The organism is Chryseobacterium oleae (assembly GCF_900115055.1).
Lineage (GTDB): Bacteria > Bacteroidota > Bacteroidia > Flavobacteriales > Weeksellaceae > Chryseobacterium > Chryseobacterium oleae.
Window position 1 is genome coordinate 255,113 of the sequence record NZ_FOVD01000007.1, and the last position, 12,196, is coordinate 267,308.

Below are 12,196 nucleotides of genomic sequence, written 5' to 3' on the forward strand. Positions count from 1 at the left end.
TTATTTTTGGACCATATCCTACAACAATGAACAGAGACCTCTACATTGATTTTGCCAAAGGAATGGCAACACTTTCCATTATATTCATCCATACCGCTTTCTGGTCGGGACAGTTTTATATTCCGGCAGAGGTCAGAGTCTTTTCTCTGGTATTTGATGTTGCCCTTTTTTATGCTTTAAGCGGAATCACATCCGGATCGAATGTAGAAAAAACATTCTACAGGCTATTAAAACTTCAGATCACCTATATGATCTTTGTGACCTTCCTGTTCTTTATGGATTACTTTTTTAAAGTTTTTGGGCTCACATTTTTTTCTATAGAATGGCTTCAGAGTTTCTATTCAACCTTCGGATCAAAATACGCCACGACTGGCGTTTCCGATATTCCCCAATGGCAGAATCTTGGAAACTGGTATCTTCATCAATACACCAATGCGGATACTTTCCCAGTGGTCATGGGAAGTTTCTGGTATCTGAAAGTATATTTTATTCTGGCGGTTTTCGGAGTTTTGATCTTACGATTTTTTCCAAAGCATGTCAACTGGTTCATAGGACTCTGCATTGCCCTTACATTATTATTCAATATTTTCCCGGAAATATATCCGGCGGGCCAGGTGGGATATGTCGCTTTTTATCTTGCTATCTTTTTAATTGCCAACAGAATGCGTGGAAAACAAATTCCTGTAAAAATGATTCCTGTGTTATATGCTATCGTTGCTGCAGCTTTGATCTGGATGTTCTGGTATTACGGAAGCGAGATATTTTATAAGATCAACAAAAATAAATTTCCACCAAAAATTCCTTACATCATTTGGTCATTATTCTCTCTCACCACCTTATTTGTTCTTTACAATAGGTTGAAAATCACCAAAGAAAACTTCGTTACCCATATCGGGAAGAATGCTATCTTTTTTTACTTTGCCCAGGGAATAAGTTCATCGCTCGTCTATTTTATTGTCGTTGCCTTAAAGGAAAACATGCCCTGGTGGATACTGATGATTTTCATCTACATCATTAATACTATTCTTGCTTTCATCATTGCTGCAGGGTTAAAAAAAGTGGATGACCTTGGATGGAATCTCTTAGAATATCTGAGAAAAAAAACAGCTGGCTAAGGTATTTTGTACACTGTGCTTTATCGGTAAAAAACAAAAATTGTAATGAATAGGCTTTGTAATTTGTCATAAAAATAAAAACATGAAAAATTATTTATTTCATATTTCTCTCTTTTTAGTATTCCCCTTTTTTTCAGCACAGGATAAAGACTATTCAGAATGGTACCTGCAACGGGAAGACCTGGATATATTCGTGAAAGAAATCGGTGAGGGGAAAGACACTGTAATTGTAGTTCACGGAGGATTTGGGGCCAATCATGATTATATGACCGATGCTTTAAGGGGATTAACAAATCAATTTCATTTTATACTGTATGACCAAAGAGGCTCATTGCTTTCATCTTCAAAAAAAAAGAATCTTACCTTTCAAAAAAACGTTGATGATCTTTTAGCCTTAACCAATGCATTAAAATTGAAAAAGGTCAAGCTTTTTTGCCATTCAATGGGAACTTTGATCGGTATGGAATTTGCCAAACAAAATCCTTATCTGGTGTCTCATCTGGTTCTCGCCGGAGCCATTGTTCCCAAATCAGACAGTTTAAAAAGCGTTTTTTCAGACCGTCAGAATAAGCAGGTTGATTTTCTCATGAACAGGAAAGAAGTAAAAGCCCTTCTGAAACCATTTAAAGAGAAAGGCATCAACGAATTAAAATCAATTCAGGATATAGAAAAATCAAAACTATCTCATAAAGAATTAACCACATATTGGCGAATCAATTTTGCGGCTGCAAATATTTATGATATCAGGAAGCACAATTTTGTAAAAGGAGGCAGGGCATACTATAACCAAGATGCATCCATCATGACTGAATCTGTTAACTGGAAATATGATTACAGAAATATACTCAACACAATCAAAACAACTATCATAAATGGAGACTATGATTTTCTGGATTTTCACGGGGAGATCCTTCAATCTCAACTGAAAGAATATCGCAAAATCGAACTTAAACTCATTCCAAACGCAGGACATAATAGCTGGATAGACCATCCCAATCTGTTCAGAAAACACCTGTCCGATGCCTTAACAAAATAATAAAGGCTATTCTTTCATTATAATTTTGCGCAAAAAACCTTCTCACAATTGATTTACTTTAAAACGCTCAACTCGCGGACTATGAATCCGGCAACCATTACACATCCCCGATCTGAATTCCGGTTATTGACAGTTTTCGACAAAAAGTAAAATAAAAATTTAATTTTGAGTAAAAAAACAATGCTCTATTATAAATATTAATAATGTTTCCTACTTATAACAATTTATTTTAATTTTACAAAAAATTCAAAACATGTTTAAGTTGAAACTTCCTACCGATCCAAGGTGGGCAAATATTGCAGAAGGAAACATAGGAGAAATTTTAACGGATCATGCGTGGTGCGAGCAGAAAGCCACAACCAATGCCATCAGTTTAATCAATATGCTCCCAGAACACCCGGAAATCGTTACGGAACTGATTGCCATTGCGCAGGAAGAACTTGACCATTTCAGCCAGGTGCATGAAATCATCAAGAAGAGAGAATACGTTTTCGGAAAAGCGAGAAAAGATGATTACGTTAATGAACTGGCTAAGTTTGTCGTTCAGGGAAGCAGAGAAGACTTAATTGTTGACAAACTCCTTTTTGCCGCCATGATTGAAGCAAGAAGCTGTGAAAGATTCAAAGTGCTTACCGAGAACATCAAAGACGAAGAGCTTAAGGCTTTTTATAAAGAACTTATGATCTCAGAAGCCAATCATTATACTACTTTTATTGGTTTCGCAAGACAGCTGGGCGACATTGAAAAGGTAAACAAGCGTTGGGAAGAATGGCTGGAATACGAAGCTAAAATCATTCAATCTTACGGAAACAAAGAAACCATTCACGGCTAAAATAAAAAAGTAAAAAATCCACGTTGAAAAAACCGACCTTCGAAAATATTGCCAATTTTTTCCTGAAAAATTTCTTTCAGGGACTGGTTATTATTGGTCCCATCGGGCTTACCATTTTTGTGATCTGGTATATTGTAAGTGCTATCGACAATATCATACCATCCGTCGCAAAGGAAATCCCGGGTCTGGTTTTCGTTTCAACCATTCTGATGACTGCGATCCTGGGTTATCTGGGAAATAAATTCGTAGTCGGAAGATTCTTTTTTGATACTATGGACAGCCTTTTGGAGAAAACTCCGGGGGTAAAACACATCTATACGCCTACAAAAGACGTCATGTCTTCATTTGTAGGAGACAAAAAGAAATTCAACGATCCTGTCTGGGTAAAGACTAATGAAAATCCGGAAATCTGGAGAATCGGCTTTCTTACCCAAAAAGAGATGTCGGACGTTGACAAGCACAATTACGTTGCGGTATATCTGCCCCATTCCTATGCTATTTCAGGATGGGTAATTGTTACTGAAGAAAAAAACATCAAACCTGTAGTGGGAATGACTGCGGCTTCTGCCATGAAGTTTGCCGTAAGCGGCGGTGTAGCCGGGTTCCATTCTGACGACAATATATTTAAAGCTCCGGAGTAATTTCTGCTGCTCCATTTAAATATACATTGATGAATTTGAAATTTTTTCAAACAACTTTTCTTTAAAAACAATCCAAAAAATATTTTAACGCATGAAATTACCGTACGCGGAGCCATTCCGTATCAAAATGGTGGAGGAAATCCGCCAGTCTACGAGAGAGGAAAGAGAGCAGTGGCTTAAAGAAGCCAATTACAATCTTTTCAACCTGAAATCATCACAGGTATTCATTGATCTTCTTACCGATTCCGGAACAGGTGCTATGTCCGACAGACAGTGGGGCGCATTGATGACCGGAGATGAAAGCTATGCAGGATCCCGCTCTTTCGAGCAGCTTCAGAATACCGTTGAAAAAATCACCGGATTTAAATATTTATTACCTACGCACCAGGGAAGAGCTGCAGAAAATGTTCTTTTCTCAGTTTTGGTAAAAGAAGGTAACGTCGTTCCCGGAAACTCTCATTTCGATACTACCAAAGGCCACATTGAGTTCAGAAAAGCACATGCTGTGGACTGTACAATCGACGAAGCTTTTGACATCAATGATCTTCATCCGTTTAAAGGAAACATCAACCTTGAAAAACTGGAAGAGATCTATAAAAGCCATCCAAAAGAAAACATCCCTTTCTGCTTAATCACCATTACCTGTAATTCTTCAGGAGGACAGCCTGTTTCTCTAGAGAATATGAAAGCGGTAAGAGAACTTTCCAACCGTTATGGAATTCCAGTTTTCTTTGACTCTGCAAGATTCGCTGAAAATGCTTATTTCATCAAAAAAAGAGAAAAGGGCCAGGAAAACAGGAGCATCAAGGAAATCTGTAAAGAAATCTTCTCATACGGAGACGGAATGACGATGAGCTCTAAGAAAGACGGATTGGTAAACATCGGAGGATTTATTGCTTTAAACAGCGAGGAAACCTTCAGAAAAGCATCTAATTTCACGATTATCTACGAAGGTTTCATCACGTATGGTGGTATGGCCGGCAGAGATATGGCTGCATTAGCGGTTGGACTTGACGAAGCTACAGAATTCGCTTACCTTGAAAGCAGAATTTCTCAGGTAGAATACCTTGGAAACAAACTGATTGAGTATGGAATTCCGGTTCAGAAACCCATCGGAGGACACGCTGTTTTCATCGATTCTCTAAATTTCCTTCCCAACGTATCCAGAGCAGAATACCCAGCACAGACTTTAGGACTTGAGATTTACAAGGAAGCCGGAATCAGAACTGTAGAGATCGGTACTTTACTGGCAGACAGAGATCCTGAAACCAGAGAAAACCGTTATCCGAAACTGGAATTGGTGCGCCTTGCCATTCCAAGAAGAACCTACACAAATAATCACATGGATTATATCGCAGCAGGGATCAAAAACGTTTATGAAAGACGTGATGAAATCTCCAAGGGATACAAAATCACCTGGGAACCAGATTTACTACGACATTTCACAGTACAACTTGAAGAAGCATAAAACAAAACCGGGATTTATTTCCCGGTTTTTTGATGTATTTAGTTTGGTTAAAAATATTTTAGTCGCTCTTTTTCAGAAACATAGCATACTTTACATATTTCGGTTTATTCTCAAACAGTTTTAAATCATATTCAATTATTTTTTTCAATTAGTGAGTGTTTTTAATTTACATTTGCACTTATCAAAATAACAGTTTACATGATGTAAGCTGAAACACTAACTGAAAAAATCCACTATTCCGAAATGAACAAAATTGCTGTCGTGGGCGCCGGCATCTCCGGCTTAAGCATAGCGAGTTACTTAGAAAAACACCAACTGGATTACCACATTTATGAGAGAAGAAAAAAAGATGATCTTACAGGCCACGGCTTTCTCCTTCCCAAGGAAGGAATAGAATATCTTTCACAGATTGTTGATCCTTCTGAACTTTTCAAACAGGGTAACTTTTTAAAGAAGTACATCCGGTATTCTCACAAAGGGAAAATATTGGCAGAAAAAGATCTTCAAGACGTTTTCGTAATTTCAAGAAGTTCTCTGATCCACATCCTTGCCCGGAATATTCCTCCTGAAAAAATTACGTATGAGGAAACGGTTACTCCCTGCGCTACTCAAAAAGGGAAACTGAAAAAGCAGGACGGAACTTATCTCGATTCTGATCTTACCATTGTTTCAGACGGTTCCAAAAGCCGTATCAGAAGAGAAACATTCAAAGATGAAACGATGAAGACCGTTCAGGAAAACGAAATCGTGAATATCATCCATTGCAAAGACATTGCCGCCCGTTTAGAAAGTAATTTCATGAAATACCACCATGAAGATGGCGGATTAACATTTGGCATCCTTAAACTTTCCGAAGATACAGTCTTATGGTATTCCCAGCTTGATAACCAAAAATACAAGATCAGTGAAAAATCTTCTGTTGAGAGCCTTAGAAATTATATGTTTGACATTTTTGACGATTGGGATCCCATGGTTTCTTCCATTGTAAAAGGGTCAAATTATGAAAATGTACATCTGTGGCGGGTTTACGAACTGGAAACGCTTAATCCTTTTTATAAAGATAATATTGTTTTCATTGGCGATGCAGCCCACCCGCTTATCCCTTTTACAAGTCAGGGCGTCACCTCAGCATTAAAGGATTCTTATACCCTTACGCAATATTTAACATCAGAAGAAAACATGACTGACGCTTTCAGAAAATATGAAGCTGAAAGAAAACCGGAAATAGAAATCCACATCAGAAACGGAAGAATTCTGCTCGACCAGTTTCTAAAACCGCTTGACCAGCAAACCGAAAATATTTTACCAATATCATATAAATAGAGAAAATGTTTAGCAATAACGACATCAATTTTGAAGCACTAAAAAGAAAAGCCTACAACGGAAGATGGGCAGCCATAGAAGAAGGCATTATTCCACTTACAGCTGCAGATCCCGACTTCAGGACCGCTCCGGAAATCGAGCAGGGAATCATTGAGTACATCAAAGACGGCTACCTCAGCTACGGACCTTTCTCCGGGCTTCCTGAGTTCAAAAAAAATGTAGCAGAACATTTTAATACAGAGAAACACGGAAGTTTCTCACCTGAAAATATTCTTGCTATCAATAGTGCCGCTCAGGGAATGTTCCTGATCGCATCCTATGTTTTAAAACCCGGAGATGAAGCTATTATCTTAGATCCAGTAGATTTTCTGTTCAAAAGATCTGTAGAAGCAGCAGGCGGAACGGTGAAATTATGTCCTGTAGACCACACAACGGGAGCTATTGATTTCGAGAAAATGGTTCAGCTGATCAATCCGAAAACCAAACTGATCAGCATTTGCAACCCTCACAATCCTCTTGGAAAAGTATATTCTAAAGAAGTCCTGAAAAAGATTTCTGAAATTGCCTCAGCCCATGATCTTTGGGTGATGAGTGATGAAATATGGAGTGATATTATTTATGACAATAAAGATTTTCATACCTATTCATCTGTTTCAGAGGAGGCGAAGAAGAAAAGTTTTACCGTATATGGTTTTTCAAAATCATTTGGAATTGCAGGCTTGAGAATCGGGGCTGTTTTGTGCAATGATCAGGATATTTTGGATGATTTTACAGAGAAATCAAATTTCAATTCAACAATAGAAGGGGTTTCTACCTTGTCACAGATTGCAGCAAGTGTCGCTTTGGAAAGAGCAAAGCCCTGGTACAAGGAATTTCTAAGCCATCTGCAGAACAACAGAAATCTCGCTTTTGATATTCTGAACCGTTCAGAGATTTTAAGTCCGAACTTACCGGAAGCCACTTTCGTCCTGTTTCCTAAGATTAAAAACAATCTGACCAGTGATGAATTCACCCAACATGTCCTGCAGCACGGAAAAGTAGCGGTTGTTCCCGGCTCTGAGCGATGGTTTGGAAAAGGAGCAGAAGGCCATATCCGGATTTGTTTTTCCACTTCTCAGGAAATTTTAGAAGAAGGACTCGATCGAATTATTAGAAGCTTTTAAGGTTAATAAAATTCTTTATTTTTAATTAAATAGTTAATTTTTTTCTTAAATTAAACAAAATCAGCGTTCATTTAAATAATTCATACACAATACTTCATTTTCACATTGATTTGATGATAAATTTCAATATTTTTGAAACAATCACCAAATCCGATATGAAATATGAAAATAATATACACAAGTGTTCTTTTTTTAGGGTCTGTATCGATGTTTTATTCGCAAAACACCAATGATACTATTTCCAAAGAATCCAGAATAGATGAGATTTCCGTTACCGGAAGCCGGAATAAAAAAAGAACCGTTACCAATACTCCTGTTCCTGTTGACGTTATTGACATTAAGCAAGTAAGCCAGTCGACAGGGCAGATAGAGGTAAACCAACTTCTCCAGTTCAGTGCACCTTCATTTAACTCTAATAAACAATCGGGGTCAGATGGAGCTGATGCGGTAGATCCCGCAACTCTTCGTGGACTCGGACCGGACCAGACACTTCTTTTACTCAACGGAAAAAGATACCATCAATCTTCACTGATCAATCTCTTCGGGACAAAAGGCCGGGGAAATACCGGATCAGATATGAATACAATCCCAATTGGAGCGATAAAAAGAATTGAAGTTCTCCGTGACGGAGCTTCGGCTCAATATGGCTCTGATGCGATTGCCGGGGTGATCAACGTGATTCTTAACGACCGGAATCATGGCTTTGAAGGGAATGCTTTTTACGGAATGAACCTGTTTAAAAGTCCGGGAGATAAAGATGTAGTATCCGAGCGTAAAATAGACGGAACCACTTTCAATTTCAATGGAAATCTGGGAACAAAAATCGGGAACAAAGGAGGTTTTGGAAACTTCACAGTAGAATTTGTCAATAAAGAGCGTACCATACGAAATGCCAACCCGGAAAAATATTCGTCTCCAAGAGAAAAGTTCGGAGATGCGAAGTCCCAGAATATTTATTTCTTCGGAAACGTGGAACTTCCGTTATCTGACGGTTTGAAGTTTTATTCCCGTCAAGGATTTTCTCACCGTAAAACCAATGCATATGCGTGGACAAGATCTGCAGATGCAGACGGAAACATCCCGGAAGTTTATCCAAATGGATTCAACCCGATGCAGAACACCAGCATTACAGATTTTACTTTTGACAATGGGCTTAAATTTAAAGTCGCTGACTGGGATGTAGACTTTTACAATGCCTTCGGGAGCAATAGATTTACTTATGATATTGATAATACCATCAATGCTACTTTAGGAATACAATCCCCGAGAAGTTTTAATGCCGGAGGTCACTCTCTTCTTCAGAATACAACGGGATTTAATGCCTCCAAACCATTTAAAGTACTGGAAGGACTAAACGTAGCCTTCGGATCCGAATTCAGATATGAACAGTTTGAAATCATTAAGGGAGAAGAAGCATCTTATGCAATGTATGATATCAATGGAAATATTGTTACCCCAAATACCCCTCAAGGTTTACTCGTTACCAATCCGATTTCGGGAGATGTACGTCCCGGTGGATCGCAGGGTTTCCCAGGTTATTCGCAAGCTGTAGATAAAAACAGGAATAATTTTGCCGCCTATGTAGACACAGAGCTTGACATTACTAAAAAATGGATGATCAGTGTAGCGGGAAGATTTGAAAACTACAGCGATTTCGGCAGTACACTGAATGGGAAATTTGCCACACGATATGCTTTTACCCCTCAATTTGCATTCAGAGGTTCGGTATCTACAGGATTCAGAGCACCATCTTTAGCACAGAAATATTATAGCCTTCAGTTTACCAATTTCCAGGGAGGAAATCTGGTGACTATTCAATTGGCATCTAATGATAGCGATCTGGCAAAAACAGTGGGAATTCCGCAATTAAAACAAGAAACTTCATTAAACGGAAGTGCCGGATTTACTTTTAATACCGGAAAATTTACGGCAACTGTAGATGGCTATTACATCAAAGTAAAAGACAGAATTGTACTGACCGGTAACTTTTCACAGGACGATGATGCGATAGGCGGAATTCTGGCTGAAAATCATATTGACCAGGCCCAGTTCTTCACCAATGCTATTGACACCAGAACGAAAGGAGTAGATGTTATTTTAAGCTACAATGAAAATATTGGTTCGGGAAGACTAACCGCTACTTTAGCTGGAAACTATAATGAAATGGAGATTACCAAAGTCAATACGTCAGATAAACTGAAGGGTAAAGAAGAGGTCTATCTGAGCCCGAGAGAAAGAGCATTTATTCTGGCTTCGGCTCCGAAAACAAAGATCAATTTGAATTTAAACTATAAAATTGATAAGTTCAACGCCAACCTTCAGCTGGTAAGATTTGATAAAGTAAAGCTTATAGGCTATGGTGGTGCTGATGACTACCAGTTCTATGGCGCGAAAGTAACCACTGACATCTCTTTCGGCTACGAGTTCTCAAAGAATTTCAACTTAACCATTGGAAGTAAGAACTTATTTAACCGATATCCTACACTACAAAAAGCTCATGTAGACGGCAACACAGAGTCCGGAGGGATTTTCGATCCGGTACAGATGGGCTTTGCGGGAAGACAGGCTTTCGCAAGACTAAACTTTAAGTTTTAGAATATTTATAAAGAGACTATATCAAAAGCGTAGTTGATTTTTACGCAAAGTTTGAATATCATGCTCTATATTTTAGGAATGCAAAGGAAAGAATCAATTAAAATTGATTCGATGAAGCGTACGGATAAAACGTTCGCTAATTCAGTGACGCAGCCACATCTCTTTTTCTTCCTTAAAACTAGTGTATATTGCCTTTAAACTTTGCGTTAAAAAATTCTATCTCGCTTTGTGTCCCCTATTGGATATAATAGTAAGTATAATTTTTTAACGCAAAGAATTTTTCAAATCATTGATTCAATGAAACGTTCTTTTGATACAGTCTCTTTTCTATTTTTTAGAAATTTTATATAGTTTTCCGCTATCGGTTACGGCGTAAAGATTACCATCCATTCCATCCAGAACATCTCTGAAACGTTCCTTCTGATCAGCAAGAAGACGTTCCTCACCTACTACTTTATTATCCTTCATCACGATTCTGTTAATGTGTTCTCCACTCAGACATCCAATGATTAGGTTTCCTTTCCATTCTTCTATATTTCCTGTGTAAAACGTAACTCCACTTGGAGAAATTACAGGATCCCAGTAATAAACAGGCTGTTCTGTTCCTGCTTTTTGAGTGATTCCGCTTCCTACTTTTGCTCCGGAATATTCAATTCCATAGGTTACGTCTCCCCAACCGTAATTCTTTCCGGGTTGTATCAGATTGATTTCATCTCCGCCTCTTGGCCCCATTTCCACGTCCCAAAGTGTTCCGTTCGGATCTATAGCCAATCCCTGTGGACTTCTTATCCCGTATGCATAGATTTCGGGTTTATATCCCTGTTTCCCGATGAACGGATTTCCGGGAGCAGGTTTTCCGTCTTTGGTAATTTTCAAGATTTTCCCTAAATAATTATCTGTTTTCTGGGCATAAACCCGGGTTTCCTTGTCAGACCTTTCCCCCGTACTTACAAATAAGTTACCGTCTTTGTCAAAAACAAGCCTGCTTCCATAGTGCTTATCTCCATCATAGGAAGGCTCTGCACGGAAAATAACTTTCACTTCCGAAATATTTTTCAGGTCTGCCGAAAGTTTTCCTTTGGCCACCGAAGTCAGATTTCCTTCTCCGAAAGGTTCTGAGAAACTGAAATAAATGATATTATTGGATTTAAAATCCGGATCCAGGGCAACATCCAGCATTCCCCCTTGTCCTTTTGCATCTACTTTTGGAAACCCTTCGATTTTAGAAACCTGTTTTCCGTCTGTTGAAACGACGTTCATATGTCCGTTTTTATCGGTTATCAGAAACTTGCCATCCGGAAGGTTGATAATTCCCCAGGGTCTTCCCAGATCTTTATTCAGTACCTCCACTTTATAGGCAGCTGTTGTTTTTACGGCTTTAATCCGGGTCTGTCCTTTAAAAGCCGGCTGGTAATCAGTATTCGGTTTTTCAGTTTCCACACTGCCGTCGTTTCCTGTCTTCTGGGCGCTGGCACTGTTCTTATTGCACGAAGATAAAAACAAAAAAACACTGAGCGCCGGTACGTAAAAATGATTGAATTTCATAGGGTTGTGATTAGTGGTCAAAAGATAAATAGAAAAATAATGCCATAAAAATTTGTGAGTATAAATTTTTATTCTACATTTGTAGAACAAATTACAACATTGTAGAATGAAAGACATAAAATTAACCGGTTCCGAGAAAAATCTTATGGAAATCCTTTGGGAAAAGAAACATGTTTTCATGAAAGATATTCTTGATGCTTATCCGGAACCCAGGCCTGCCGCAACTACCGTCGCCACGCTGCTGAAAAGAATGCAGAATAAAGACCTGGTAGGATACAAACTGTATGGAAATTCCCGCGAATACTATCCGAAAGTAGAAAAAGGGGAATATTTCAACGAGGAGATGACCTCCATGATTGACCGCTTTTTCAACAGCTCAGTGACTCAGTTCGCTTCGTTTTTTACTTCCAATGCAAAATTCAGTCAAAAGCAGCTGAAAGAACTCCGTGATATTATAGACGAACAGATAAAAGAATAA

The 12,196-nt window shown here is 38.5% G+C and carries 10 protein-coding genes; 9 read left to right on the forward strand and 1 reads right to left on the reverse strand.

Annotation, left to right across the window (positions count from 1 at the left end; translation table 11 throughout):
• Nucleotides 1-26: 26 nt before the first annotated feature.
• The 8 genes from BM143_RS19765 (at nucleotide 27) to BM143_RS19800 (ending at nucleotide 10,173) form a co-directional block, all read left to right on the forward strand.
• Nucleotides 27-1,115 carry an acyltransferase family protein gene (locus BM143_RS19765; RefSeq protein WP_090026637.1) on the forward strand — a complete coding sequence of 363 codons (1,089 nt, stop codon included), beginning with the start codon at nucleotides 27-29 and terminating at the stop codon, nucleotides 1,113-1,115.
• A gap of 82 nt (nucleotides 1,116-1,197) precedes the next feature.
• A complete protein-coding gene (locus tag BM143_RS19770) occupies nucleotides 1,198-2,151 on the forward strand; it encodes an alpha/beta fold hydrolase (RefSeq protein WP_090026639.1) in 954 nt (317 codons plus the stop codon).
• A gap of 253 nt (nucleotides 2,152-2,404) precedes the next feature.
• Entirely contained in the window at nucleotides 2,405-2,983 is a 579-nt protein-coding gene (gene miaE / locus BM143_RS19775; protein WP_090026641.1) for a MiaE family protein, read from the forward strand.
• 23 nt (nucleotides 2,984-3,006) lie between these two features.
• A complete protein-coding gene (locus BM143_RS19780; protein WP_034726837.1) occupies nucleotides 3,007-3,624 on the forward strand; it encodes a DUF502 domain-containing protein in 618 nt (205 codons plus the stop codon).
• A gap of 91 nt (nucleotides 3,625-3,715) precedes the next feature.
• Nucleotides 3,716-5,092 (forward strand): tryptophanase, encoded by a 1,377-nt coding sequence (locus BM143_RS19785; protein ID WP_034726836.1) that lies wholly within the window; start codon nucleotides 3,716-3,718, stop codon nucleotides 5,090-5,092.
• A 243-nt stretch (nucleotides 5,093-5,335) separates the two neighbouring features.
• On the forward strand, nucleotides 5,336-6,415 hold the full coding sequence (locus BM143_RS19790) for an FAD-dependent monooxygenase (protein WP_090026643.1): 1,080 nt from the start codon (nucleotides 5,336-5,338) through the stop codon (nucleotides 6,413-6,415).
• 5 nt (nucleotides 6,416-6,420) lie between these two features.
• Nucleotides 6,421-7,578, forward strand: a complete 1,158-nt coding sequence (locus tag BM143_RS19795; RefSeq protein WP_090026645.1) for a pyridoxal phosphate-dependent aminotransferase — start codon at nucleotides 6,421-6,423, stop codon at nucleotides 7,576-7,578.
• 162 nt (nucleotides 7,579-7,740) lie between these two features.
• On the forward strand, nucleotides 7,741-10,173 hold the full coding sequence (locus BM143_RS19800) for a TonB-dependent receptor plug domain-containing protein (protein WP_090026647.1): 2,433 nt from the start codon (nucleotides 7,741-7,743) through the stop codon (nucleotides 10,171-10,173).
• 327 nt (nucleotides 10,174-10,500) lie between these two features.
• On the opposite strand, the gene BM143_RS19805 is transcribed toward BM143_RS19800, so the two are convergent.
• Nucleotides 10,501-11,718, reverse strand: coding sequence for a PQQ-dependent sugar dehydrogenase (locus tag BM143_RS19805; RefSeq protein WP_090026649.1), 1,218 nt, complete (start codon nucleotides 11,716-11,718; stop codon nucleotides 10,501-10,503).
• Nucleotides 11,719-11,824: 106 nt separating this feature from the next.
• Here BM143_RS19805 and BM143_RS19810 point away from each other — a divergent pair, with 106 nt between their 5' ends.
• Nucleotides 11,825-12,196, forward strand: a complete 372-nt coding sequence (locus BM143_RS19810) for a BlaI/MecI/CopY family transcriptional regulator (RefSeq protein WP_090026651.1) — start codon at nucleotides 11,825-11,827, stop codon at nucleotides 12,194-12,196.

Excerpts from the sequence above, each read along its gene's own strand:
- BM143_RS19800 (WP_090026647.1), top strand. The coding sequence starts at position 7,741 with ATGAAAATAATATACACAAGTGTTCTTTTTTTAGGGTCTGTATCGATG.
- BM143_RS19790 (WP_090026643.1), top strand. The coding sequence starts at position 5,336 with ATGAACAAAATTGCTGTCGTGGGCGCCGGCATCTCCGGCTTAAGCATA.
- BM143_RS19770 (WP_090026639.1), top strand. The coding sequence starts at position 1,198 with ATGAAAAATTATTTATTTCATATTTCTCTCTTTTTAGTATTCCCCTTT.
- BM143_RS19810 (WP_090026651.1), top strand. The coding sequence starts at position 11,825 with ATGAAAGACATAAAATTAACCGGTTCCGAGAAAAATCTTATGGAAATC.
- BM143_RS19785 (WP_034726836.1), top strand. The coding sequence starts at position 3,716 with ATGAAATTACCGTACGCGGAGCCATTCCGTATCAAAATGGTGGAGGAA.
- BM143_RS19795 (WP_090026645.1), top strand. The coding sequence starts at position 6,421 with ATGTTTAGCAATAACGACATCAATTTTGAAGCACTAAAAAGAAAAGCC.
- BM143_RS19805 (WP_090026649.1), bottom strand. The coding sequence starts at position 11,718 with ATGAAATTCAATCATTTTTACGTACCGGCGCTCAGTGTTTTTTTGTTT.
- BM143_RS19765 (WP_090026637.1), top strand. The coding sequence starts at position 27 with ATGAACAGAGACCTCTACATTGATTTTGCCAAAGGAATGGCAACACTT.
- miaE (WP_090026641.1), top strand. The coding sequence starts at position 2,405 with ATGTTTAAGTTGAAACTTCCTACCGATCCAAGGTGGGCAAATATTGCA.